This is a genomic window from Sporomusa sphaeroides DSM 2875 (genome assembly GCF_001941975.2).
In the GTDB taxonomy this organism is placed as follows: Bacteria; Bacillota; Negativicutes; order Sporomusales; family Sporomusaceae; genus Sporomusa; species Sporomusa sphaeroides.
Genome location: NZ_CP146991.1, coordinates 315,031 through 340,897 on the forward strand (window position 1 = coordinate 315,031; position 25,867 = coordinate 340,897).

The 25,867-nt window shown below is 53.3% G+C and carries 27 protein-coding genes; all 27 read left to right on the forward strand.

All coding sequences use genetic code 11. The features are described from left to right. Window positions 1-114 precede the first annotated feature (114 nt). Window positions 115-759 carry a fructose-6-phosphate aldolase gene (gene fsa, locus SPSPH_RS01335; protein ID WP_075752494.1) on the forward strand — a complete coding sequence of 215 codons (645 nt, stop codon included), beginning with the start codon at window positions 115-117 and terminating at the stop codon, window positions 757-759. Window positions 760-773: 14 nt separating this feature from the next. Further along, window positions 774-1,739: a class II fructose-bisphosphatase gene (glpX, locus tag SPSPH_RS01340; protein WP_075752496.1), complete on the forward strand. Its 966-nt coding sequence runs from the start codon at window positions 774-776 to the stop codon at window positions 1,737-1,739. Between the two features lie 186 nt (window positions 1,740-1,925). Then, window positions 1,926-3,035, forward strand: a complete 1,110-nt coding sequence (locus SPSPH_RS01345; protein ID WP_143558945.1) for an XAC2610-related protein — start codon at window positions 1,926-1,928, stop codon at window positions 3,033-3,035. A 99-nt stretch (window positions 3,036-3,134) separates the two neighbouring features. Beyond that, window positions 3,135-3,965, forward strand: coding sequence for a CAP domain-containing protein (locus tag SPSPH_RS01350; RefSeq protein WP_075752500.1), 831 nt, complete (start codon window positions 3,135-3,137; stop codon window positions 3,963-3,965). A gap of 285 nt (window positions 3,966-4,250) precedes the next feature. Continuing rightward, complete coding sequence (locus SPSPH_RS01355) at window positions 4,251-5,087, forward strand: pirin family protein (protein ID WP_075752502.1); 837 nt, start codon at window positions 4,251-4,253, stop codon at window positions 5,085-5,087. Between the two features lie 194 nt (window positions 5,088-5,281). Then, complete coding sequence (locus SPSPH_RS01360) at window positions 5,282-7,708, forward strand: ATP-binding protein (RefSeq protein WP_075752504.1); 2,427 nt, start codon at window positions 5,282-5,284, stop codon at window positions 7,706-7,708. Next, window positions 7,692-8,327 (forward strand): response regulator transcription factor, encoded by a 636-nt coding sequence (locus SPSPH_RS01365; RefSeq protein WP_075752506.1) that lies wholly within the window; start codon window positions 7,692-7,694, stop codon window positions 8,325-8,327. The genes SPSPH_RS01360 and SPSPH_RS01365 overlap by 17 nt, the downstream gene beginning before the upstream one ends. A 183-nt stretch (window positions 8,328-8,510) precedes the next feature. Next, a complete protein-coding gene (locus tag SPSPH_RS01370) occupies window positions 8,511-9,230 on the forward strand; it encodes a hypothetical protein (protein WP_083945346.1) in 720 nt (239 codons plus the stop codon). Between the two features lie 20 nt (window positions 9,231-9,250). Next, window positions 9,251-10,477 carry a DUF3137 domain-containing protein gene (locus tag SPSPH_RS01375; RefSeq protein ID WP_075752508.1) on the forward strand — a complete coding sequence of 409 codons (1,227 nt, stop codon included), beginning with the start codon at window positions 9,251-9,253 and terminating at the stop codon, window positions 10,475-10,477. Next, a complete protein-coding gene (locus tag SPSPH_RS01380; RefSeq protein WP_075752510.1) occupies window positions 10,474-10,893 on the forward strand; it encodes a hypothetical protein in 420 nt (139 codons plus the stop codon). The genes SPSPH_RS01375 and SPSPH_RS01380 overlap by 4 nt, the downstream gene beginning before the upstream one ends. Window positions 10,894-11,090: 197 nt before the next feature. Next, window positions 11,091-12,128, forward strand: coding sequence for a hypothetical protein (locus tag SPSPH_RS01385; RefSeq protein ID WP_075752512.1), 1,038 nt, complete (start codon window positions 11,091-11,093; stop codon window positions 12,126-12,128). Window positions 12,129-12,152: 24 nt separating this feature from the next. Continuing rightward, window positions 12,153-16,763 carry a type VII secretion protein EssC gene (gene essC / locus SPSPH_RS01390; protein ID WP_075752514.1) on the forward strand — a complete coding sequence of 1,537 codons (4,611 nt, stop codon included), beginning with the start codon at window positions 12,153-12,155 and terminating at the stop codon, window positions 16,761-16,763. Further along, complete coding sequence (locus SPSPH_RS01395; RefSeq protein ID WP_075752516.1) at window positions 16,760-17,014, forward strand: hypothetical protein; 255 nt, start codon at window positions 16,760-16,762, stop codon at window positions 17,012-17,014. The genes essC and SPSPH_RS01395 overlap by 4 nt, the downstream gene beginning before the upstream one ends. A 23-nt stretch (window positions 17,015-17,037) precedes the next feature. Continuing rightward, window positions 17,038-17,328, forward strand: coding sequence for a WXG100 family type VII secretion target (locus tag SPSPH_RS01400; protein ID WP_233138819.1), 291 nt, complete (start codon window positions 17,038-17,040; stop codon window positions 17,326-17,328). 13 nt (window positions 17,329-17,341) lie between these two features. After that, window positions 17,342-17,665, forward strand: a complete 324-nt coding sequence (locus SPSPH_RS01405; protein WP_075752520.1) for a WXG100 family type VII secretion target — start codon at window positions 17,342-17,344, stop codon at window positions 17,663-17,665. A gap of 11 nt (window positions 17,666-17,676) precedes the next feature. Next, window positions 17,677-17,970: a WXG100 family type VII secretion target gene (locus tag SPSPH_RS01410; protein ID WP_075752522.1), complete on the forward strand. Its 294-nt coding sequence runs from the start codon at window positions 17,677-17,679 to the stop codon at window positions 17,968-17,970. Between the two features lie 19 nt (window positions 17,971-17,989). Continuing rightward, window positions 17,990-18,298 carry a WXG100 family type VII secretion target gene (locus SPSPH_RS01415; RefSeq protein WP_075752524.1) on the forward strand — a complete coding sequence of 103 codons (309 nt, stop codon included), beginning with the start codon at window positions 17,990-17,992 and terminating at the stop codon, window positions 18,296-18,298. After that, entirely contained in the window at window positions 18,298-18,621 is a 324-nt protein-coding gene (locus tag SPSPH_RS01420; protein WP_075752525.1) for a WXG100 family type VII secretion target, read from the forward strand. The genes SPSPH_RS01415 and SPSPH_RS01420 overlap by 1 nt, the downstream gene beginning before the upstream one ends. A gap of 24 nt (window positions 18,622-18,645) precedes the next feature. Further along, window positions 18,646-19,311, forward strand: a complete 666-nt coding sequence (locus SPSPH_RS01425; protein WP_075752526.1) for a hypothetical protein — start codon at window positions 18,646-18,648, stop codon at window positions 19,309-19,311. A 97-nt stretch (window positions 19,312-19,408) separates the two neighbouring features. Then, window positions 19,409-20,200 carry a hypothetical protein gene (locus SPSPH_RS01430; RefSeq protein WP_075752527.1) on the forward strand — a complete coding sequence of 264 codons (792 nt, stop codon included), beginning with the start codon at window positions 19,409-19,411 and terminating at the stop codon, window positions 20,198-20,200. Between the two features lie 171 nt (window positions 20,201-20,371). Continuing rightward, entirely contained in the window at window positions 20,372-20,785 is a 414-nt protein-coding gene (locus tag SPSPH_RS01435) for a hypothetical protein (protein WP_075752529.1), read from the forward strand. Window positions 20,786-20,828: 43 nt separating this feature from the next. After that, entirely contained in the window at window positions 20,829-23,324 is a 2,496-nt protein-coding gene (locus SPSPH_RS01440; protein ID WP_075752531.1) for a LuxR C-terminal-related transcriptional regulator, read from the forward strand. Window positions 23,325-23,438: 114 nt separating this feature from the next. Further along, the gene (locus tag SPSPH_RS01445) at window positions 23,439-23,624 is read left to right on the forward strand and encodes a hypothetical protein (RefSeq protein WP_075752533.1); all 186 of its coding nucleotides are present in this window, start codon (window positions 23,439-23,441) and stop codon (window positions 23,622-23,624) included. 35 nt (window positions 23,625-23,659) lie between these two features. Beyond that, window positions 23,660-24,169, forward strand: coding sequence for a hypothetical protein (locus SPSPH_RS01450; protein WP_075752535.1), 510 nt, complete (start codon window positions 23,660-23,662; stop codon window positions 24,167-24,169). A 109-nt stretch (window positions 24,170-24,278) separates the two neighbouring features. Continuing rightward, on the forward strand, window positions 24,279-24,821 hold the full coding sequence (locus tag SPSPH_RS01455; protein ID WP_075752537.1) for a LemA family protein: 543 nt from the start codon (window positions 24,279-24,281) through the stop codon (window positions 24,819-24,821). Window positions 24,822-24,880: 59 nt separating this feature from the next. Further along, window positions 24,881-25,312: a DUF1036 domain-containing protein gene (locus tag SPSPH_RS01460; protein WP_075752539.1), complete on the forward strand. Its 432-nt coding sequence runs from the start codon at window positions 24,881-24,883 to the stop codon at window positions 25,310-25,312. 102 nt (window positions 25,313-25,414) lie between these two features. Continuing rightward, window positions 25,415-25,834 (forward strand): hypothetical protein, encoded by a 420-nt coding sequence (locus tag SPSPH_RS01465; RefSeq protein WP_075752541.1) that lies wholly within the window; start codon window positions 25,415-25,417, stop codon window positions 25,832-25,834. Window positions 25,835-25,867: the final 33 nt, after the last annotated feature.

Consider the following 25,867-nt stretch of genomic DNA (forward strand, 5'->3'; position numbering starts at 1 on the left):
ACGGGAGTCTTAATTTGTTGGATAAAATAATGGAGTTGCAAGTACACGACGTTTGCAACCAGCTTTAACAGGTTGCAGATAAAGAATATTGAGGGAAAGGCGAGTGAGGTACCTGTGAAATTTTTCCTGGATACAGCGAATCTTGCTGAAATCAAAGAAATTTTGCCCATGGGTGTTGTAGCAGGTGTAACTACCAATCCGTCACTGATTGCCAAAGAAAAACAGGACATTAAAGCGGTAATTCAAGAAATTGCCTCACTTACCCCAGGTCCGGTAAGTGCTGAGGTAATCAGCACAGTATTTGCAGAAATGCTGCCGGAAGCGCGTGATTTGGCCAAGCTTGGTGATAATGTGGTCATTAAGGTTCCGGTAACGGTAGATGGTTTGAAAACAGTAAGTGCTTTGGCAGCCGAGGGGATAAAAACCAATGTTACCCTGGTTTTTTCGGCCAATCAGGCACTTTTGGCCGCCCGGGCAGGGGCCGCTTTTGTCAGCCCGTTCGTTGGGCGCCTTGACGATATTAGCCAGGACGGCATTGCCCTGATAAAGGATACAGCAGATATTTTTGCCATTCATGACATTGAGACCGAAATTATTGCTGCCAGCATCCGGCATCCCCTGCATGTCACGCAAGCCGCGCTGGCCGGGGCGCATATCGCGACAATACCCGCCAAGGTGTTAGTGGCGCTCTTAAACCACCCGTTGACCGATGCCGGGATTAAGCGTTTCCTGGAAGACTGGGAACAAGCAAAGAAATAAGGAGATGTAGTATTATGGAACGTGAATTAGCATTGGAGTTTGTACGGGTTACCGAAGCGGCAGCTGTTGCCTGCGGCCGCTGGATGGGGCGGGGTGATAAAATTGCCGCCGACCAGGCTGCCGTAGATGCTATGCGGGCTGCGTTTGACACAGTAAGCATCAGCGGTCGCGTGGTTATTGGCGAAGGTGAAATGGACGAAGCGCCGATGCTATTTATTGGTGAAGAGGTAGGACATGGCGGACGGGAAGTGGATATTGCCGTTGATCCGCTGGAAGGCACCACTTTGGTAGCCAAAGGCCTGCCGGGAGCTATTGCTGTTTTGGCCATAGCGCCGCGTGGCTGTCTCCTGCACGCGCCTGATATGTATATGGACAAGATTGCTGTCGGGCCGCTGGCCAGAGGGAAAATTGATATTAATGCGCCGGTTAAGGACAATCTGGCAGCAGTTGCTACGGCCCTTTCGCGTAAGATCGAAGATGTGACTGTCGTCATTCTTGACCGCCCGCGCCATGCCGCCATCATTCAGGAAGCGCGTGATGCCGGGGCCAGGATTAAGCTGATTACCGATGGGGATGTATCGCCGGCCGTTAACGCTGCAATTGAGGGAACCGGCATCCATATGCTGCTGGGTATCGGCGGGGCGCCGGAAGGTGTGCTGGCGGCTGCTGCCATTAAATGTCTGGGCGGCGATATGCAGGCAAAATTGTGGGCGGAAAGTGATAACGATATTGTACGGGCCAAAGAAATGGGCATCACGGATATCAATAAAGTGTTTACCCTTGACGACCTGGTTAAGGGCGATGAAGTCATTTTTGCGGCAACAGCCATTACCCAGGGCGACCTGCTTAACGGGGTGCGTTATTTTGGCGGCGGGGCGCGTACGCATTCGCTGGTGATGCGTGCTTCCACCGGTACGGTACGGTTTGTTGACGCCATTCATAAGTTTGAGAAAAAACCCATGCTCATTAAACGGACTTAATATTACTATAAGGAAAGTTAGACTGCTGTGTTGCACGGAAAAGCAATACAGCAGTCTTTTTCTGTCAGACAAAAAAGGTAACTTTTCGAGTCTAGTGCCTGAGCCTTTTCCGGTATATAGTAGTAGAAAACAGGGAAAATGGAGCAGTAAAATATTTTCAGTTTTCCCCAAAAAGGAGTGGCTCTTATGCGAAGGTTGGTCATGATACTAATGTTAACACTGGTATGGCCGTTTGGTGTAAACCTGCCGCCTGTGCAGGCCTCTGAGGAAGGAGCTTTTCCGCCTGTTGCCATCGGTAAAGGCGCGCCTACGGTGAGTATTGTTATCAGTGCAGACAGGATTGCCGTTTATCAGGAAGGCAAGACACAGTCGCTCTTGCAGGAAATCCCGTATAATGCCGCAATATTGCCGGAGCTTGCGGACAGTGAGCGGGTGGTTGCCGAGGATATGAACTTTGACGGCTATCTGGATTTAAAAATTGCGTCGTCACAGGGCAGTGCCAACGCCTATTACAGCTGCTGGCTGTGGGACCCAAAAAGCGGGAATTTTGTTTTGCAGGAGGAATTGAGCCGGCTTGCTTCACCGGCATTTAACCCTGATGTAAAGACAGTGTATTCCTTTACCCATATCAGTGCCGCCGACAGTGAGGAAGCAACCTATGTGTGGAAAGACGGCAGGCTTTGGCCGGTGCAAATCATTGAGCGCAGCTATGACCCGGACGAAGATCGGCTGATAGCCAGAGAATACCGTCTGGATGAACAGGGTAAGCGCCAGCTGGTGCGGGAGCAGAAGCTGCTGACAGAAGAGGCTATGAGGAACGAATACGAGGATTTGTCGGAATTCCCGTTCCCGGATGCGACTCCCTATAAGTCACCGCAGGGCTTTTCCCTGCTCCTGCCGGTAGGAGCAGCCGCCAAGGATACCGCTGACGGCGTTAAGGTCACCGCCAGGAAATGGTTTGTGCTGGTAAATCAGCTGGGCAGGGAGGTGCAGGACTTGGATAACTCTGCAGTTCGCGAAGCCCTGGAAGCCAAGGTGCTGCTTCAGGAACCGTTTAGCAACAGTCAAATTGAGTGGGCTTATCAAACCGATACAATCAGAATGAACGGCTACGAGTTTTACCGCCGCCCCTTTACCGGGACAATTGACGGCCAGGCGATACGCGGCGGCGAACTGTACTATGCCAATATTTACGGCAGGCATTTCCAGGTAATTTGCGTCAAAATGCCGGGTATCAGTGACGGCATTATCCTGCTGTACAAAATGCTGTACCATACGCTGGTAATTGAGCCGTGATACAGTGGCGACATGAAGCCAGGCCGGCATTCCCTCCGTTCAGGCGGGCAATTGCTCCGCTTACATTGAGAGAATGTGAGAAGGGTGGGAGGATAGAGCATGGATAAAGATGTACCTGCGTTGTATAAAAGGGTGGCTGCCTTACTGCTGGCCGCGTTGCTTTTGGCTGCCATTCCGCTTACGGCAGAGGCCTTCAAGGTTACTATTGACAATAAGTATAACGCAACCAAATCTTTTGCGATCTTAAAGCATGACGACAAGCTGAACAAATGGGTATGCATCGGTTGGTACAACGTAGGGCCAAAGACGGTCAAAAATTTTACTTTCCTTGATTCGACAAAGGTAAAGCATGCCTATATCTACAGTTCGGCCTGGAGCGGCAGCGGTGAGGGCGCAATGGAGCGGATGGTAATAAAAAGTAAGTTCAAATATTATGACGGCGAACAGTGCCCGCCAGGCGATAAACGGCGAAAGGAGTTTTTTTCACGGGTCAATATTGGCACCGATGGCACTGTCAGGCTGGTATGGCAGGCAGCTCCTGCCGCTATTACCGGCGATGAACGCTTAGGCATTGACCTCTTAAACCGGGACAGGGAAAAACAGGGCCTGCCGCGCCTGAGTGCTGATGCCAAGTTGTCACAGGTAGCGCGAAAACATGCCAAAGACATGGCGCAGAACAAGTATTTCAGCCATACCAACCGCAAGGGGCAGTCTCCCTTTGACCGAATGAAAGAAGACGGTATTACTTACCGGTCAGCAGCAGAGAATATAGCCTACAATAGCAGCATTGCCGCAATGCAGGCGGCCTGGATGAACAGTCCGGGGCATCGCACCAATATTTTAAACTCCCAATATACACATGTCGGACTGGGCTTATATACTGCTTCGGATGGAACAATCTACGGCGTACAGCTATTTGCCAGGTATTAAACAGACGGGGCTGTCTTATTGCGACAGCCCTGTCTGTTTTCTTTCTGTTTTTGCAGTCTTGCAGCTTCAACACCACCCGAGTTTGTCTTGGTGCATAGGGTGCCGCTTCCCATAGCTTCCACAGTCATACTTTGGAGGAGAAAAAAAGTTTTTATAGAAGTTAATTATTTACAAGCTGTTTTGTATTTGAAACGGCCTCCTGCCCCAAATGCGAAGAGGAATACCGGAACAGGCAGAATTGCAGGTAAAGACGATTATTGCTTTTAAATGATAAGGAGGTTGACGATGAACAAGCTGAGGACTATCCGTAAAATTGTTACTGGAAAACATACGGTGGACGGAGCCGGCGTCAAGCTGGTGCGGGTAATTGGCCGCGACGACACGCAGGATTTTGATCCTTTTCTCATGCTGGATGCTTTTGATTCGGTGGACCCCGAGGACTATGTCAAAGGGTTTCCCTGGCATCCGCACCGCGGGATTGAGACGATTACCTATCTCATTCAGGGTGATATTGAGCACGGCGACAGCCTGGGAAATACAGGCAGGATTTTAGCAGGAGAATGTCAGTGGATGACTGCCGGCTCCGGAATACTCCATCAGGAAATGCCAAAACCCAGTGAGCGGATGTTTGGACTCCAGCTCTGGCTCAATCTACCGGCAAAAGACAAAATGGTGTCCCCTAAATATAATGGAATACGCAAAGAGGATATCCCGGTAGTTGATGAGGGAGAACGGCGGATCCATATTCTTGCCGGCGTGTACGGCGGTAAAGCCGGGGCTATGGCCGGGGACTATCGCAAGCCACTGCTGCTGGACGTAGCAGTGTGTGCCGGGACTGAGTGGTCACTGGAGATTGCGGGCAATACGACTTTGTTTATTTATATTTTTCAGGGAGCCGGAACCTTTGGCAGCGAGCAGGTAATCCCGGCAAAGCATGCCGTATTATTTGATGAAACAGGGACCTTCCTCGTAAAAGCCGCTGATCAGGGAATTCGGTTTTTCCTGATGGCCGGGGAGCCGCTGCGGGAGTCCATTGCCTGGGGCGGCCCAATCGTTATGAATACCCGGGAAGAGTTGCAGCTTGCCTTCCGGGAATTAGAAGAAAACAAATTTATCAAATAAGTCAACTCTTTATTCGCAGCAGTTTACCAGGTGTACGCCTGGTTCTTCTCTGCCGTTCTCTTTTTTCTGTGTTTCCGCGGTTCCATGATCTGTAAAGGAATTTAATGGATTAGCGGGAATATATATGCAGGTAAGTCAAGCTGGTGCTTTGCTTTTAACTGTCAGCATTTGGCCGTGACATTTGGAGGTCCTGTATGAAACTTTGGCTGCAAAATATAGTAAAGCAGTTTTTCCGGCCCGAGTTGGAGTTTCGTGTCCGTCTGTTTAATCTGCTGGCCATGGCCGGTACTGTCAACAGCCTGCTGCAGGCCGGATTTTCACTGCTGGTTGTCGGCGGTTTCCCCATGGTCATACTTAACTTGTTTATTGCCGTACTTTCCTTTGGACTGCTTTACTATTCCTACACCAGCGGGCAGTACCAGCGGTGTTACCTGATCACCATTGTCTTCATTTTTTTTATCGGCTTTGCTTTTTTGTTTTTTTCCGGCGGCGGCTACCGGGGCGGTCTTCCTTCGTTCTTCATTTTTGCCACGGTATTTACCGTATTTATGCTGGAAGGCCGGCAAATGCTGGTCGTCAGTGTTTTGGAACTGTTGTTTTATACCGGGCTGTGCCTTTATGGATATTACGTGCCTGAGCAGGTTAGCTGGTTTGAAACTGAGGAAAAGATTCTGGCCGATGTTATTGTATGTTTTCTGGCTGTCAGTATTGTTTTGGGTATTACCATGCACCTGAACTTCCGCATGTATAACAGCCAGCAGCGGCAGCTGGAGCAGGCCCGGGAGGAGGCTATCCGGGCCAATCAGGCAAAAAATATGTTTCTGGCCAGCATGAGCCACGAGATCCGTACGCCTATCAATATCATGCTGGGCATGAACGAGATGATTTTGCGGGAACAACCTTCTCCGGCGGTTGCCGGTTATATCGCCCGCTCGCAGGATGCCGGCCAAATGCTCCTGTCGCTCATTAACGATATTCTGGATGTTTCCAAAATCGAGTCCGGCAAAATGGAACTCTTGGAGGAGGCTTACTATACAGATGATCTGGTGCAGCGCCTGATTCAATTTGGCCGGGAACAATCGGCAAAGAAAGGGCTGTCCTTTTCCGCTGAGGTTTCGGGGCTGCCGGCTATGTTTTGGGGGGATACCCTGCATATTCGTCAGATTGCCACCAATCTTTTGAGCAATGCCGTAAAATATACTGAAGCCGGTTCAGTCAGGCTTGCCCTTACTGCCAGGGAAATGCCCGGCGGGGCCGGCATGCTGCTTTCCGTGGCGGTGTCTGACACGGGAATAGGCATCCGGCCGGAAAGTCTTGACTCCGTCTTTGAAGCCTTTACCCGCAGCGAAGCCGTCCGGAATCTCAAAATTGAAGGTGCCGGGCTGGGGCTCGCCATTGTCAGGAATCTGGTAAACCTGATGGGCGGCCGGCTGCTGGTGCAAAGCGAATATGGCAGCGGCAGCACCTTTACGGCCGAAATTCCCCAGCGTTATGCCGACGGGCTGGCTGACTGCACTCACCGGTCGGTCGCGCCGCTGGCCGAACAGAGCTTTTTCGCCCCGCAGGGACGAATCCTGGTTGTGGATGACAATGAAGGGAATTTGGGTGTGATAAAATCCCTGCTGGCCCGGACTTTGCTGCAAATCGACACCGTGCTGAGCGGCCGGCAATGCCTTGAACAGGCCGGCCAAAGCTCTTACCATGTTATTGTGCTGGATTATATGATGCCGGAGCTGGATGGTATCGAAACCCTGCACAGGCTGCGGCAAATGAACTGTCACACTCCTGTCATTGCCCTGACGGCCGATGTTACCGCCGGGACGCGCCAGAAACTCTTAACCGCAGGGTTTGCCGACTATCTCTCCAAACCCGTTTCCTGGACCCGGCTGGAACAGAGCCTGCTGTCCTATTTGCCGGAAGAACTGGTGACGCGTACCACCGTAAGCGTGGGGAATGCCTGCCCGGATGCGGCGGCGCAATTCCGGCAGCAGTTGGGGAAATATGATATCTCGCTGGAAAACGGGCTCCAGTTTCTCAGTCAGAGCTTGTCCCAGTACATAACCGTTGCCGGGATATTTCTCGACCATACCCGGCAGACTACAGAACTGCTGACCCGGCTTGCCGCGCAGCATGATCTTACGGCGCTTTCCCATTTGTACCATTCGCTTAAAACTCTGGCCCGCCTCATTGGTGCCGGGGAACTTTTTGCTCTGGCCCGGCGGCTTGAACAAAAATGCTCTGCCGGAGAAGCCGGATATGTACGAACCGCATTGCCGCTGTTTTGTCATGAACTGACCGCGACCCGCCAGGGACTTGCTGAGTTTCTGGCGCAGACCAAAGCTGTGGCTGCCGGTGAGTCGCCCTCATTCCTGCTGCCTTCTATGAATTTTGCAGCACTGACTGTCCTGGCGCAGACCGGCATTGCCGACTATCATTTTACGGAAAGCCGGCAGGCGCTGACGCTGCTGCTCACGCTGGAGCAGGATCCGGATTGCAGGAGGTTGCTTAAGCAGGCGCTCACTGCTGTGGAAAATCTTAGCTTCGAGGACGCGGAGATGCTATTTGAGCAATTTTGTCAGGCAAGAGAGAGGGAGGCTGCAAGCTATGCACCAGAAAGGTAAGCTCTTCGTGGTGGACGACGACATTATACTGCTGAAGGTCATGGAGGAACTGTTAAAGGAGTATTACGAAGTGAGTCTTGCCAAATCGGGACCCCAGGCTGTGCGCTTTCTGGAAAAGGGCGGCAGCCCGGATCTGATTCTGCTGGATATCGATATGCCGGACATGGATGGTTTTGCGACCTTGCTGAAGCTGCGGGCTTTAAACGCCGGACGGGAAGTGCCGGTCGTGTATCTGACCGGCCTTACCGATGCCGGCAGCGAGGCTTATGGCCTGCAACTGGGCGCCGTCGACTACATCAGGAAGCCTGTGGTGAAGGAAGTATTGCTGGCGCGTATCGCTCTGCACCTGGACAATGCCGAAAAACGCCGGCAGCTGGAGCTCTTTAAGGAACAGCACCTGGGCAGCGGCGGTTTGCAGGCCGATAAAATGCTTGCCATGAAACAATTGCTGACAAAAACTGAGTTTACCGTTGCCGCGCTGGTGGCGCAGGGATATACCAATGACGAAATCAGCCGGCTGCTGAACTACTCGCCTTCCTATATAAAAAAAGTGGTATCCAGGCTGTTTGACCGGCTGGACATCAGTAAACGCAGCGAAGTCAAACGATTTTTTTGCTAACCGGAATACACTGCGAACTTTTTATCAACCGTATACTAAATCTTTCAGCGTCCCTCCCAGGGGCGTTTTTTTATTTTCCTGCAAAAATAGGATACTTTTCGGGTCTATTTTGGTTATCGCCTTCAGGTGTATAGTTAGGGCGTAAGGTGGGAAATGAATGCGGTTTACATGGAGGGACAGTCATTGAAACAAAACCGATACAGAGTGCTGGTACTTGTATTGGCGGTTATTTGCCTGGTGCCGGCGATTGCCTGTACCAATGCGGCGGAACCGCCCGCGCTGGTGGTCATTATGACCAACGCGCCGGCGGATGCTGAAGTCTCTCTCGTTACGGCGGCAGGCTTGGCGGAAGTGTCCAAAAGCCGGGTCGCGTGGGAAACCTATTATGTGTTTTACCACCGGGATATTGGCACAAGCGGCGAATTTACGCTGCAGGTTTCGGGAAACGGCGTCAGGTATGAGCAAACAGTGGGAGTGCAGTATCTGAACAGCTACCCTGGAGTCATCACACTGGATTTTGCCGCGCAAACCATAGCCGGGGGAAAACTGCTTTCCCGGTCAATCCTGCTGGTGGGCCTGCGGGTAATATTTACGCTGGTTATCGAAGGCCTGGTTTTCTACCTGTTCGGCTTCCGCGAAAAGAGAAGCTGGCGCGTTTTCCTGGCGATGAATCTGCTGACACAGGGGCTGCTGAACATCGCTCTTAACGGAGGCTTGCCACTGGCTGTTTATCTGATGTTCAAGCTTATTATTATGGAATTCTGGGTGTTTGTTGCGGAAACCGCAGGTGCGCTGGTGCTGATCAAAGAGCACCGCCGCCTTCGCCGCGTGGCTTTCGTTTTGATTGCCAACCTGTTGAGCCTGGTGTTGGGCGGTTATCTGATTACCGTGCTGCCGGTCTAGCGGGAGGATGGAGGAACCATATGAATTGGATCAAAAAAATATTAGGCTTTAATAGCCCGCACTCCTGGGTCAAGTGGCTGCGGATGGCTTTTGCCGCTGTTGCTCTGATCATTGCCACAGCCTTTTGGGGCAATTTTGCCTCTATGGTAATGGAAGACGGCATCATCGGCCTGATTTTCGCGCTTATCCTCTTTATTGTAGCGTTTGGCCCGATTCTGGCAATCATGCTGGGGGTCGCCTCGCTGATCGGCCTACTCGTCGGCGGGATGCTAAGCAGCGTAAAACAGCGGCAAAGCTTCCGGGAAACCATCGCCACCGGTTCCCCGCAACTGCTGGAACTGGAAAAGCTGCGGCTGAAATCGCAGGCCCTGGACCTGCTCTTTCCAATTACGGCGATTATCCTGTTTAGCCTGGGCTTTGTCTTCCTGGAGGACTTATACGGCGATTTCGGCGAGGCGGGCTTCTACGGCTTCATGCTTCTGGCAGGACTTGTGCTCCTCGGCTTTTGGCTGGCGAAGACATCTGTCAAGCTGCGCTACAAGCGTATGTTTAAAGAACTGATTGTGACCGGAGAGCTGGAATCGGTTCTGGACAATCTGGATTTTCAGCCGGAAGCAAAGCTGGATGAAGCCCTGGTCAAAGCGGCGGCACTGTTTCCTCACTATGACATTTACTATGGCAACGATTATTTGGCGGCAGACTACCATGGGCGTCACTTTATTCAATCGGATATTCATTTGCAGGAGGAGCGGGAGGAGACTTACCGGGATGACGACGGCGAATTACAGACACGGACAGTATATGTCAGCGTGTTTCGCGGACGGCTGGTGATCTTTGACTATGACGCCATCTCCAATGAACCGGTTACTGTCTATGACCGGCACGGCGGCAGGATGAAGAGCACCGAGGCGATTCAAACCGAACTGGACGCCTTCAACCGGCGGTTTTACGTCAGCGCCCCCAGTCCGACGGCGGCCTTGCGCATCCTGACCCCGCCTGTTCTGGAAAGCATTTTGCTGGCCTCAGACAAACTGGGCTGTCCGCTGTATCTTTCTTTCCGCGAGGATAAGCTCTATGTGGCGCTGAACTGCGGCGATGCGTTTGAAGCCGCCGGCGGCGATGCCACGCTTTCCGAACAGCGCCGGCGCGTGACCGGCGACATTAAGGCGATGCTTGACTTCGTCGATACCATATATCTGAAAACCCAACCGCATGTTAGCAAAAAAGATGAGGAGGACGGACAATGAAAAAAAGCAACAGCTGGCTGCTGGTTTGCGCCGCGGTGCTATTCGGCCTGGTGTGCCTGCTGCCGGTTCAGGCGGAGGCCGCCCCGGTTGAGTGGCATACCACTAATTTGTACTATGAAGTGACTGAGGATAACACGCCCGAAAATATACTGATCATTGACGGGTATTTCCGCAACAACACAGGCCGGTATATCAACTATGTCTATGAATTTAACCTTACGGCCACCATTACTGACGATTCGGGCTATACCGGCACGGTAAAGGGAACCTTCCGGGACTTTGAAAAAATGCTTGAGCCTTATGGCGAAGCCAATCACCGGTTCAGAATCAGAAATGCGGACATCATCTGGCCTGTTGACAGCTACGAGGTAAGAGGCGGCTATATGCGCTGGAAGCATAGCAGCGCGGCCGGCTGATAAAAGTGTCTCAGCCGCGTTTATTTTTTCAGAATGGATAGCAGTGTTTTTTCGTGAAAATTACCCATTGGGTACTGAAATTGTCGAAAAAGCCCCGGTATAATTTGTATAGAGGATTTTCCGGTAACCTGTGATTTTCATTCATAGACAGCTTTGCCTTGCCGGCAGCGGCACAGGCACTAAGGAGGAATACGGTAATGAGTAATGAGGAAAACAAAAATCCGGGTGCGGCGTCCGGTGATGACACGTCGGCTCTGTTTGTGAGCGCCCGTAAGAAACAGCTTGCCGAGCAGGAGGTGCAGCGCAAAGCCGCTGAGGAGGAAGCCAAGCGTAAAGCCGCCGAAGAGGAGGTGCGCCGTTTGGAGGCCGAGGTGGCCGAACGCAAACGCCAGGCGGAAGAGGAGGCCAAAAGGGTTGCCGTGGAGGCGCGCGCCAAAAAGGCGGAAGCCGCCGCCAACCCTGACGCTATTTTAGGGGCGCCGCCGGCCGAGCAAGACAGCAAAGGCACAGGTCTGCCGCAGGTGCCGAAAATCAGTATTCCCAGACCCAATATCGGGCCGGACTCCATGGGAAAAATAACCGGCAATCCCAAGCTGCTGAAGATCATCGGCGGCGCGGTTGCCTTGCTGCTGCTTGTCGTGTTTCTGACCTGGGGCGGCGGGGGCAGCAACAAAGACAATGAAGCGGACCAGGGCAAGCCTGCCGTTGCCGGGAGCGTCACCGTAAATACAAATGCGCCCTTTGACGCCCAAACGACGGTAAGCGACTTCGGCCGGGTTTTCCATTATCCGTCCAGCATCTTTACCGTCCAGTCAGCCACGAAAAACGAGCTGGTTTTGGGCGCCGGGGATCCCCTTCACGGGCAACTGATTATTTCCTTAGCCAACACGCCCACGGCGAAGTACCTGGCGACCAAGGATATAGCCATCCCGACGCTGGAGGCCAATAACAAGGCGAAAGTCGCGGCTTATCTTAACACAGTGTCCGAACCTGTCATCCTGAGTCAGAAGGATCAGAGTCCCAGCGCCAATGTCTGGCGGTATTTGACCGCCGCTACTTATAAAAATGACAAAGGCGAGGCGATGTATTTGTATTGGTGGACAGGAGTCTGGCACAAAAAATCGCAAAAGCAGTCCTATTTGTATGAGTACGCCTTTGAATGCAGAGAAGACCTGGCGGTAAAATACCTGCCGATCGTGGAAAGAATCTGGGATGAAAAGACTACTGTAAAATAATCCGGTCAGGAAGGGGAATCCGGCATGCACCTGTTACTGACAGTTGTATTTTCCAACGGCTTTCAGGAAATTTATCTGCCCCTGGTAAACAATAAAACGGTGCCGGTGGATATCCGGCCCCATATCAGCGGCTGGCAGGAGGACATTACCCTGCCGCTGGCGGTGTGGGACGATACCTGGCAGCTGAGCGGCAGCCGCCAGTTCACTATTATCCATAATGAACAGCCAGTTCAAACCGTAGTGCTGGTGCCCGGTTTGCTCCTCAACTGCGAACTCGGCGGCAGTGAAGCGGTATTTTCCGTCACCGTGGAGGAAGTGGACGACGGCAACACCCGGTTCGGCAAGTATTTCCATGATCCCGCCGTAGCGCTTAAGGCCGGGATTGGCAGCGGAGAGGGCAACCTTATTATTTACAGCAACCGGTTTTGCTCGCCCAACCACGCGGAGATTGTTTTTGCGGACGGCAAAGCGGTGGTAAGAGATCTGGGAAGCGTCAACGGCACCTTTGTCAACGGCCGCATGCTTACCGGGGAGCATAGCCTCAAATACGGCGACATTATTTATATTATTGGCCTCAAACTTGTTTATCTGGGCAATGTGCTGGCCGTCAACAACCCGAAGCAGGCCTGCACTGTTAATGAGCGCAAGCTCAAGCTTATCCGCATCGAGGCTGCCGGACAGGAGGCGGAGGAACACTCGCCGGAAAGCGGCGAGGCCTATTTTCTGCGCACGCCCCGCAAGCTGGAAAAACTGGACGACGAGACATTTACCATCGAGAAATGCCCGCCGAAAAACCAGCAGAAAAAGCAGCCGGTTATTTTTGTTATCGGTCCGTCGCTCACCATGATGGTCCCGATGATTGCCGGCGTAATGATGATGAGCGGCAGCGGGGCTTCCGCCACAGGCGGTCTGGTGATGTCTGTCGGCGCGGCGCTGATTGGCGGCATGTGGGCCATGCTCAATATCCGCCACCAAAACAAAGAGGAACTGGAAACCGAAGCCACCCGTGTGCATAGCTACAGTGCCTATATTGCCAAGATGGCCCAGCAAATCCTGCAAAAAATTGAATACAACCGCGCGGCTCTGCTCAGGATGTTCCCGTCTGCCGGGGATGTAGCCGCCTTTGCGCTGGAAGGCAGTCCCCGCCTGTGGGAGAAGAGCAGCAACCATGAGGATTTCCTGGCAATCCGTTTCGGATTGGGTGATATTCCTTCCCCCAACCGGATTGTGGTGCCCAAGGAACAGATGATGATGGCGCACGATCCTCTCAATGACAAGGTGGAGGAGATCCGGCAGGCCATGTCCACGCTGAAAGGCGTGCCTGTAGAGCTTTCCGCTTACCAAAACCGGATGGTGGGGGTTGTCAGCCGGGACCGGGAGCGGGCTTTGGCGCTGGGCAACCTGATCAGTACGCAGGTTGCCGGACTACATCCCTACACCGATGTGCGCCTGTGCTATGTCTATCCCATGCGGGAAGCCGACAACTGGCATTACACCCGCTGGCTGCCCCATGTCTGGACACCTGACGGCAAGCTGCGCCTGATTGCCAATGACAAAAATACCGTGGGCGACGTAATGTACTATCTCTCCACCGTCATCCGGGAGCGTCTGGAACGGGAGTCCGGTGAGGAAGACGGCACCAAGGTGCTGCCGCATTATGTGGTGATGGTGGCCGACTGGTCGCTGGTGGAGGATGAACCTATTGCCAAATACCTGATGAACCCTCAGCCGGAACTGGGCCTGTCGGTTATCTATCTGGTGGACGCCATCGACAAGCTGCCCAGCGGCTGCACCGCCATTGTGCAGGACGATCCGGAAAACCGCGGCTTTTACTCCACAACCGGTTTGTTTCCCCAGCGGGAAAACATTGTCTATGACAGCATGCCCCTGGAACTGACCGAAGAGTTTGCCCGCCGTCTTTCAGGCTATCAGGTGCGGGAGCTTAACGTGTCCACCGCCATTCCCGATGTGTTGTCTTTTCTGGATATGTATAAAACGGCCGGGGTGGAGGAACTGGACATGCTGCACAAGTGGCTGGAGAACCGCACCTATGAGAGCATGCGCTCAATGATCGGCTACAAATCCGGCAATCAGCCGCTTTATCTGGATATTCATGAGAAATACCACGGCCCGCACGGGCTGGTGGCCGGCACCACCGGCTCCGGTAAATCCGAGACGCTGCAAAGCTATATACTTTCCCTGGTGGTCAACTACCATCCGCATGAGGTGGCGTTCATTCTGATTGACTACAAGGGCGGCGGCATGGCCCAGAGCTTTTTGGGGCTGCCCCATCTTTCCGGTGTCATTACCAATCTCGGCGGCAACGCCACCAACCGCGCGCTGCTTTCCATCAATGCGGAGATCAAGTCCCGCCAGCGCATTTTCAACGAATACAAAGTCAAGCATATTGACGCCTACATCGAGCTGTACCGCTCCGGCGCAGCAGCCGAGCCCATGCCGCATCTGTTAATTATTGCAGACGAGTTCGCCGAGCTCAAAAAGGAACAGCCGGAATTTGTGCGGGCGCTGGTTTCCGCTGCCCGTGTCGGCCGTTCCCTGGGTGTCAACCTGATTCTTGCCACCCAGAAGCCCAGCGGTGTGGTGGATGACGAGATCTGGTCCAATACCCGCTTTCGCCTGTGCCTGCGCGTGGCTGACAAGCAGGACTCCAACGAGATGCTCAAACGTCCTGACGCCGCCTTTATCACCGGCACCGGCCGCGGCTATTTCCAGGTAGGCAACGACGAAATCTTCGAGGAATTCCAGTCCGGCTGGTCGGGTGCGGCCTATGAGCCGCAGGTGCCATTCGCCGACGACAAAAACGCCAAAGTGGAACTGATTAACCTTATCGGTAAAAGCGGCGTACCCAAGCAGAAAAAACAAAAAAAATCCGATAACATTCAAAAGGTTACCCAACTGGACGCCGTGGTGAAGCATGCGGCCCAAATTGCGGCGGAAAATGGTATTCCCGCTATCAAGCAAATCTGGATGCCGCCGCTGCCGAAAACCGTATATCTGGAGGAACTGGACGCGATTGCCCGGCCGGAAGGCTTTTCCGTGCTGCTGCCAATCGGCCTTGTTGATAACCCTGAGGGCCAGAACCAGTACCCGTGCGCGGTGGATTTCATGACCGACGGCCATCTTTTAATTTGCGGCGCAGGCGGTTCCGGCAAGACGACGCTGCTGCAAACACTTATGTACAGTGCCATAACCCGTTATTCCCCCCGGGAAATCAATATATATGTGGCAGACTTCTCCAGCCGCACCATGGCGGTGTTCGGCAGCCTGCCGCATGTGGGCGGCGTGATGTTTGAGGGAGATGACGAAAAAATTGCCGAAACCTTTGAACTGCTGCAAAAGACGCTGTCCCGGCGCAAAAGCGAATTCTCCGGACAGGGGATCGGCTCCTTCCGCGAATATGTGGCGCAGCATGATGACTGCCCGGCCATTCTGCTGCTGATCGACAACTATGTGGCATTTACTGAAAGCTATGAACAATACGAAGACACTCTGGCCCAGCTTTCCCGGGAGGCGGCCAGCTACGGCATCTATCTGGTGCTGACCATGAACAACGCCGGCGAACTCAGAAGCCGTATCAGGCAAAACTTCGTCGCCGGCATCGCACTGCAAATGCCTGACCGGTTTGAGTACGAGGCTGTCATCGGCGACCGCACCGAGATTCTGCCGGAGGGACGTACCCCCGGCCGCGGCCTGATCAAGGCGCCGTTGCCGGTGGAATTCCAGGTGGCGCTCTGCGTGCGCGAGGATGAGGGACTCTCCCAGGCGCAGACTTTGCGCCGGAAATTTGCGGCCATGAAACCCGCCACCGGCGAGGGGGTCAAAAAAATCGGCGACCGGCCTGACAGTCTCAGCCTGGCCGCGCTGTTAAACCGGGCCGACGTTAAGGCGCTGCCCGGTAACCGGCTGGCAATCGGCCTCGGCACCGAAGACAGCAGCCTTGTCACCGTGAATCTGGATGAGGAATTCTGCTATACGGTGGGCGGCTCCGGCGCTTCCGGCAAAACCAATCTGCTGGCCGCTGTCGCAAAACAGGCCGGGGATAAAGGCGCGCGTCTCTTTCTGTTCGACGACGGGGACAGCGGGCTCGGCAGCCTGGCCGGTTTTGAACAGATTGTCTGCAGCGACGCGGAACTGTTCGCGCTGATGGAGTCGGTGATTGTGCCTGCCTTCAGCGAACGCAACGGCATTGTTGCCGATACCAGGGACGCGGGCGGCGATATCGCCGCGGCCTTAGCGGACCATGAGCGCATAGTGTTCATTATCGATAACATGACGGCGTTCATCACCGCGGTGTACAGTCCCGATATGGAAATGAGCGGTTTTTTTGAAATTGCGCTGGAAAAAGGCTTTGGGCACAAGATCCAATTCTTTGCGGCCGTTACGCCTGACGATTACGCCGACATGGCGCGTTATACCGCCATGCGTACCTATGCGGGCTATCGCCGGGGCGTGCATCTCGGCGGCCTGTTTGATCAGCAAAGCATCCTGCAATTTTCTTTGTCCGCCGCCGACAATGTGCGTCAGCTTCCCGCGGGAAGCGGATATGCCGCCGGCCCGGCCGGAACGGCTGTCAGAATTATCACGCCGCTGGTAAAGGAGGTAGGCTCTGAGTGAGTAAAATTTATCTGGAAGTGCAGGTTCCCGGCAATGCCAAAACCTATGAGTTCACCGCCGATAACGGCATGTCGGTGGGCAAGGTGAAAAAGCAGTTTATCGCCCAGATTTCCGCTGTGGAAAACCGGGACATTTTCGCTGACGCGGCCGAGGTGCTCTTTTGTTCCAGCCGGTTGGAGGGACTTTTGCAGGACCATGAGATCTTAAGCGAGGTCGGCGTGAGCAGCGGCGATACCGTCATTTTGTTATAAAGGAGGCAGGTGCTGTGGCCAATATGAGCAATATTGACTCAGAGCAAATCGGCAGCGCCGTACAGCAGCTTGATGAAATTGTGGCGGCCATTGCCAATCAGACGGCCAAAGTGCGGGAGGCTGTCGCCGCCCTGGATAAAGGCTGGGTTTCCGGTGTTAAGGCCGAATTTATGAGCCGCTACCGGCGGGATGAGGAGGCCATGCAGGAAATGCTGGAGCAGTTCCGGGAGATCAGCCTGCAGCTCAGGGAGACGGCTGCCGATTTTGACAAAACGGAAAGCGAAATACTCAGCGAGGTTTCCTCATTGAGATAAAGGGGGCAGACCAATGGCAACGGGAAATGAAAGCAAAATTGATACCAAGCTCTTTGCCGCCACTGCCGATACTGTAGACAGTGCGGCCAAAGAACTCGGCCGTCTCTGCCAGGACTGGAACAGGTCCATGAACAGCCTGCGGGGAAGCTGGCAGGGCGATGTCTCCGACAATATCAAAAACACGGTGGAGCAGGTGCAAAAAAGCGCCGCCGATTTGTTAGGGGCTTTGTCGGGCTATTCGGCAACCCTCCGGGAAATTGCCGGTATCTACGACCAGACAGAAAAAAATATTCAGGAAACCGGAAAATCATTAACCTTTGACAAACCGTTTCGGTGAGGTGAGCGAAATTGGCCATTCAATTTGATTACAATCAAACCCTGAATCAGGCAAAACTGCTGGAAGAGCTGGCGTCCGACCTGCAAAACCAAGGCGTCAGGAAGCTGGACGCGGTATATGAGAATGTGGACGCGGCGTGGTCGGGACAGGCAGCCAAGGTATACCTTGCCTATATCCGGGGTGTTCAGGAGGATTTGGGTAAAAAGGCGAAATATCTGCGTGATACGGCGGATTTCCTGCGTACAGCCGCTAAAAAGATACAGGCGGCAGACGCAGCCGCCAGGCAGTCTGCGCAACGAGTGTAAGCAAGGAGTGTGAAACCACATGGCGCAAAGCATGGTTGATATCCAAAAAATGAGAAGTGTGGCAGCCGAGCTTGACAAAAATTATGCCACCATCAACAATCAACTCAAAAAACTGGACGAAAGCATAGCCAATCTGGGGCAAGTATGGAAAGGCGAAGGGGCAAAAGCTTATCAGAATGCGTATCTCCAGAACACGCAGAATTTTTTGCAGCTGGCGGAAGCCATCATGAGCTGCTCCGCTTCGCTCACCACCATTGCCAATACCTACGGCAAGGCCGATATGGCGGCCGCCGAAGCCATTAAAGCCAAAATGGGAGGGCGGAAATAATGACTAACGATATCCAGGCCGATCCGGCAAAGCTGCGTCAAATCGCCGATGATATCGGCAAGGTTCACACCGCCCTGAGAAATACTCTCCATGCTTCCAACAGCCAGGTGGGTACATTAAAGGGGGTTTGGACCGGGGAAGCAGCCATCAGCTTTAATGCCGGTTTCCAGAGAATCCTGGACAAATGCGCCGAAAGCCTGGCTACGGTGGAGCGGTTGGTTCACGCGCTGTACGATTCCGCCGATGCCTATGAGCGCAATGAAAAAGCGGTGCAGCAGGAAGCCTCTAAGCTGCCGAAGCTGCCGAACAACACTATGCGATAAAGCCCGGGGAAAAGGAGCGGTCTTATGGCGAAGTATAAGGTGTCATATAAGGTTTTAAGCAAAGAGGCTGAGGAACTGAAGGCTGTCGCCAAGCTGCTGGACGGCTATGCGCAGCAGGTTAGCCAGATTCAGGGCAGGCTGGGGCAGACGGAGACGCTGGCCGCCGTGCGGAGCAATCTGCAAAAACTTAGTGCACAGCTCGGGGAGTCACGGGCGGTATTGAGCACGGCAGGGCAGATTCTCGCCAAAAGCGTGGGAAGCTACACAGCGGCTGAAACCCGCCAGGTGAAGAAAGTAGACAATCTGAAGGCGCATAACCGGGATTTTTATAAAAACCCGGTGGTTGTAGCCTCTGTCGGCGGCGCGGCTGCCGTACCGCCGACGGCCGGAGTGACGATTAATGCCACCACCGTCAACTATACCGCCGCGCCGGAACCGGCTGCTGCGCCGGCGGTTAATTCCGCTGCTGCCGGACCAGGCACCGGCAGCGCGGACATGGCCGGCGCCGGCGGTTTGGGCGCTATGGCCGGCGCGGGTGCTGCCATGGGTGCGCTGCGGTTGAAAAAGCAGCGTGAGGAGGAAGCGGCCGAAAAGACCGGGGTGCCTGCTGCCGATACGCCGGAAGCTCAGCTGGAAAAGGCGCTGGAACGGATGCGGCTGCTGGAGAAACAGGGCAGCCGCGGCACCTGATGTGTATACGAAACCGGGAGTGTCCTTGCGCGGCGGCAGTCCTGATTTGACGGAGAAGCTGAAATTCCTGCGGAGGAGGAGGAGGAGGAGTCTGAACATGAGAAATTTATTGTGCAGCCTGTTGGTCTCGGCAGTGGTGCTGCTATTGACGGCAACGGCTTGCGGCGCCGCGGGTGCGCGGCAGCAGAATGCGGGCAGCGGCGTCATCAATAATGAAAACACTGTCATCGGCGTCATGACGCAAGAGTATATCGGGGATAATATTGCCGAAATTTTGGCGATACATTATGATGGCGGCCAACCGGCGCTTGCCGGGTTCGGCTGCAAAAATCCGGAAGCAGAGTCGCTCAATCTTACAGTCAGGAGCGGCATTCAGCAGCTCTATTATGATTTCATGGCAAACAGCCGGGACGGAGAATGGATCGAGATCAGATCCTATCCCTTCACCAGTGAGCGTTATCTGCAAATCGTGACGACAGCGGCTGTCTATCCCGCATACGGGACTGACGGCGATATGTGGAGCTATAATTTTGACAAGCAGGATAACCGGTTTATGAACCTGAAGGAGGTATTGAGTGAACTAAACCTGAATGAGCGCAGGCTGACGCGTCAGGTGAAGACGTTGTATGTGCCGGAGGTTCCCTCCCTGTCGGTGGGAGAGGTTAAGGCGACAGGCTTTTTGATTATCCAGGGGCCGTCAGGGCCCATAACGCAGCTGCTATTGACAGTAGTGCTGGAGAATTCTGCAGGAGAACCGTGGAAACGCTTTTTTGCTTATACTCCAGCCCTGAATGAGCTGATTTCCTTGAACAGCCAATGCCTGTTCGACCCCTATGACATGGATCAGATGAGCCCGCCGCTTGCTTATCAGCAGGCGCCGGCGCATTAGCAGGCAAACGCTGAGTAGCAGTCTGGAAATAAAACGCCCGGGTTTTCCGCAGGCAAGCGGAGAATTCGCGCGTTTTTATTTTTTCAGACGAAAAAGGATACTTTTCGGGGCTATTGCAGCCACCTCACTCCGATGTATAGTGGTATAAAAAGCGGGAAAGGAGGGAGCTTTTTGACCGGGAAAAGTTTTCACAGACATACGGGCGGTCGTTTCTTATACGGCAACGCCATCCTCCGGGAGATTTGGCCGGATGAAGCCGGGGGGACGCTGCTGCTTAAACTCCTGTTCGCCGAACGGGAACTGCAGACCATCGTCTATCGCGGCGTATATGCCGGTCAATTCGGTTCTGCCCAGCTTGGCGCGCGGATTCTCCTGGCGGAGGAGGATTCCCTGTATATTCTGAACGAGCCCTGCCACAGTCAAGCCGCCGCGCAGCTTTTTTCCTCCCGGAACCCTGTGACGCCGGAATTTCTTTTTTTACTGCAGCGGCTGGGCAGCAGGCTGTACCGGCATCACCTGGACAATCAGCCGGAATGCATGGTCATTGCCCGCGATATGCGGATCCATTCCCGGACAGAGGATTGAACAGGGACAGAAGCAAAGCCTTTGGTGTGAAGGAGTGAATCACTTGCCCATTGCAGACATGTATGACACAGGCGTACTGTATTTTACCGAAAAACTGCAAGCCCGGCTGAACTCCATACCCGACTATGCGCTGACAGTCCTGGAAGCGCCTATGGGTTACGGGAAAACGACGGCAGTGCGCTTTGTTTTGCAAAATACAAATGCCAGCATTCTTTGGCACACAGTCTATGCCGACGGCGTGGCTTATTTTTGGAACAGCTTTTGCAAGGCGTTGGCGCCTCTCGGGCCGGAACTGGCCGACAGCCTGCAAAAACTGGGTTTACCGACAGATGCCGTGCTGGTGCAAAAAGCGGTGGAGCTCATTGGCGGCGTCAGACTCACCCAAGCGACAGTGCTGGTTATTGACGACTATCATTTTGTCGCCTCTGACAGCCTGGATAATTTCTTTTGGTTTTTGCTGGCCAACCTGCCGCCAAAGCTTCATATCGTTATTACGAGCCGCACCGTATTTTTGCCCAAGGTGATAGCCGGCCTGCAGCTAAAGGGTGCCGTAAACTATATTGGTACAGAATGCTTTCTGCTGCAGTCCGGCGATATTGCCAAATATTATGCACTATGCGGTATCGTAATTACCAAGGAACAGCAGGCGAGCCTGTTTGCGTACAGTGAGGGCTGGATCACGCCGCTGTATCTGTCTATGCGCCAATATGTCGAGCACGGCAGATTTTTCATCTCAGACAATGTTGCGGCACTGGTGCACAGCATGGTATACCAGCCGCTGGACGCCGGTCTGAAGAAGTTTTTACACTGTATTTGCCTGTTCGACTCCTTCACTATGGAGCAGGCGCAGTATATGTACCCGGAAGAAAATGCCGCCGGTCCGGTTGAGGAGCTTTTCCGCAAAAACGCTTTTATTGCCAGGGATGCGGCGACAGGACGCTATTGCTTTCATAATTTGTTTCTTTCCCATGTTCGGTCGACGTTTGCCCGGCAAAGCCAGGAATGCAGAAACGCGCTATGGGAGCGGGCGGGACACTGGCATCTCAAACAGCAGGAATGCGCCCAGGCTATGACCTGCTTTGAAAACGCCGGCAATTTCCGTTTAATTCTCATGGCCCTCAGCACGGTTAAAGGGGCAGCCGTTACCGGAGAACACAGGCAAAAAATAATCAGATATTTTGACGACTGCCCGCAGGAGCTGAAAATCCAAAATCTTGCCGCCATGCTGGTTTTTATCCGTTTTATGATTTCTTATAACGAAAGCGTCAGGCTGAAGGCAGCCTGCGCCGTATTTGAAGGACAAATTGATGCTTTTGGCGGGACCCGGGAACAAAAAAACGCCCTGTGGATGGAATATGAGCGTCTCTTAAGCCTGACAAAATACAATAACATCCGGGAAATGTCCAAACATCACCGCAACGCTCTGTATTATATGGATAAACCGGTAACCGGTGAAGAAAACAAAGGCAACTGGACCTTCGGCTCACCGTCGGTGCTGCTGATGTTTTACCGTGAAAGCGGCCGGCTGGCGGCCCAGGTGAACGACCTGAAAGAATGCCTGCCTTATTATTGCCGGCTGGCCGACGGACATGGCAGCGGTGCGGAGTTCGTTATGGAAGCGGAAGCCGCTTTATACGTCGGCGCCATAGAAAAGGCGGAGGCGGTTATTCATAAAGGTCAGCATTACGCACGGGGGCAAGGTCAGTGGAGCATAATGCTGGCAGCCGCCTTTGTTCAAATGCGGCTGGCCCTGCTGCACGGCAGCTACCCGGAAGCGGTTTCCCTGCAAAGGCAGACGCGGGATTTGATCGAGACTAACAAACAATATCTTTTATTACACACACTTGATATGTGCGAATCCTATATGTATTTGCTGCTTAACCTGCCTGGCAGGACCGCCGGGTGGATTGCCGGCGGTAATTATACCGGTACCCGGCTGATGTTTCCGGCTTTGCCTGCACTCTATATCGTGCAGGGACGCTACTTGCTGGCAAACGGCGAGTACCGGAAACTGCAGGGAATGGCTGAGGTGTTTTTAACGGCCGCCGCCGTATATCCGAACCTGCTCAGCGAGATTTACACCCGGATCTATCTGGCCGCCGCGCACCATAAGCTGACTGCAAAAGAGGAGGCGATCGCCAGCCTTAAAGCCGCATTGGCCATTGCCCTTCCCGACAGGGTATATTTGCCTTTTGCCGAGAATGGCAGCTATATCATGGACCTTTTAAAACAACTTGCCGCTGAAGAACAGTATGCCGGCCATGTGAAGCAGATATTCTCTTTGCGTAAAAAGCACGAACAGGGTATCAAAAAAATTCTGCGGACGCATTTTGCCGCCCATAAGCCGGATTTGACAGCCAGGGAAAATGAGGTTGCCGTTCTGGCTGCCGCCGGTTTATCCAACCGGGAAATTGCCGGCAATCTGGTGATTTCCGAAAATACCGTCAAGGCAAGACTGAAAATGGTTTTTGAAAAGCTTGCCATTAAGTCGCGGGTGCAGCTGCAGGAGCGCTTAAAAGACAGTAAAGCAAAGAAATAAAATTTTTATCGGGCAAAATTACCCGGCGGGTACTGTTGGTGTAAAAAAATGCTTTGTATAATTTTAACATCAAACAGCGGCTGTTTATTGCTGCAAAATGAGGGGGTGAAGGGAATGACAGCTTATGCGGCGGCCCTTTTACTGGGAGTGGGCGTTGCGGCAAGCCTGTTTTTTCTCCGGGACGGGAGCCGATGGCTGGCGCCCTGGCTGAACCGGCTGCTGGGAGGCTGCGGCCTGCTGCTTGCCCTGCTGATGAGCCTGTATCTGGCGGCGACCTTGCTGCTGACAGGCGGAATATAACACAATAAGTCAATAAAGAGAAAAGAGGACACAAGATGAAAAAAAGTATGATATGCCTGCTGGCCGCAGGCCTGTTATTCATGCTGGCGCTGACCGGCTGCGGCGGCAAGAAAGTGGAGGTTAAGCTGCTGCCGGAAAAAGCCCATTTGGGTTTTGCCAGCGATATTGTGGTGGAGCCTGACAAACCACCCTATAATCTGGGCGGCTGGCAGGGCGGCCATCCCATGTGGAAAGTGGAAGTTCCGGAGACAGGCATGTACAAAGTCAGTATAGAATACTCCCGTCCGGGCCAGGCCGGTAAGGCCAAAGGCACCGTCCTGCTGGAGCATAATCAGCATGACTCCTATGAACTGAACTTTACGGTGCGCCCCACCGGCAAAGATAACGGGGACTGGTCGGTTTATCAAACCCACGAAATCGGCGGTGCTTCTCTGGAGGCCGGAACCTGGCAGCTGTCCATCGAGCCCGATGAGAGTAATGCTCATTCCGGTACAGTGTATTTCATCAACCTGCGCAGCGTTACACTGCAGCTGGAAAAAGAGTAGCCCGATATATCGTACCAGCAGGCTTGCCGCCTTTCCCGCATTCTGCAGCGGCAGAAAACCTTGCCGGGGCAAGCTTTGACCGGACAAAAAGAAACCGAGGTGTGAATACATGGAAATTATCCTTGCTGCGGGAGCAGCCGTCCTTTTTGCCGTTTACTGGTCCATTAACACATCCAATAATTTCAGGCGGATACTGGTCAAAATCGAAGAAGCCGATTCCGGTATCGAGGTTGCGCTGACTCAGCGTTATGACACGCTGACCAAGCTGCTGGCAGTCTGCAAAAACTATGCAAAATATGAGACCGAAGCCCTGACTGCCGTGGTCCGGCTGCGGCAAAGCATGTCTGTCACCGAAAAAGCCGCAGCCAGTCAGCAGATGGACGAGATTTTCCGCCGGGTCAATATCCTTGCCGAAGCTTATCCTGAACTCAAAGCCAGTGAAAACTATATAAATCTTCAGGACGCTATCGCCGCCGTCGAAGACCATCTGCAGGCAGCCCGCCGGGTCTACAACATGAACGTGTCGGCTTACAACCAGGCCATTGCCGTGTTTCCCGCCAGTATTATCGCCGGGCTGCAGCACCGGACACCTCAGGCGTTTTTTGAAGCCGAGGCTGGCAAAAAAGATGATGTGGCGATGAATTTTGACTGATGCTTCTTTGGCAGGGCGGACATACCCAAATAAACAATTAAATGATGAGGTGAAAGGTAATGAAAAAAAGCGTGCTTAGTATACTCTTCGGTGCATTTATTCTGTTAGCGGCGGTTATGGTTCCGCAGCCGGCGGAAGCCGTCAATATCAACCTTAGAAATCCTTACTCGGATACCTTATGGACGGCTATTGTATATTTTGAGGATTCGTCCAACAAATGGGTAACAAGAGGCTGGTACAGAGTTGATCCCAACAGTACAAGAAACTTGAACTTTTCCGGTTCGACCAAGAAAAATTCCGTCTATATCCATGCTTACACCCGGGAAGCGTCCTGGGGCGGCAGCGGCCTTGACCCCATAAAGCGGACAGTGATTAAAGAATCCTTCAAATATTATGATGGGGAAAAATGCCCGCCGGGCAGTAACCGCCGGCAGGTGTCCCTTGACCGGTGGTATGTGGAAACCGACGGTGTCGTTTACTGGAGACCCTGATTGCCGGTAAAGCTTCCCGGAAACTTTACGTCCTTTCGCTTCTTTTAGCCGGGAATGATGCGTCAACCGTTTTGCAGGGACGAATAAGGAGCGTGCATATCAGTGAAAAGCAAAAAACTATGTGGAATAATACTTATTGGGCTGCTGCTTGTTTTGCAAGCCGCAGCGGTATTCGCTGAGCCATCTGTCAGCAAATGGTCGTATTCCAACGAGCAGCAAGGCAGCGGATTTTCTATGACCCTCTGGCGTGAGGGCAGCAAGGTGTGGGGTCAGCATATGGGATGGGCGAGAAATGGGAACCGTATTGACGATTCCTGGGACGATATTTCGATTGAGGGTGCCAGCGAAGATAACCCGAACGAGTACATTGTGCGCTGGCAAAGCGGATACAGCAATGCCGAAGGGTGGGCAAACCTGATTTTTAGCGATGACGGCACTCTGCTGTGGCAGGTTTTCAGAGTGCAGGCGGACGGCGAACGGTACATACCGGACAAGGCGATATTGCAGCCGGTAACCGATTAATAGCGGTCTATAACATGAACGTGCCGGCGTACA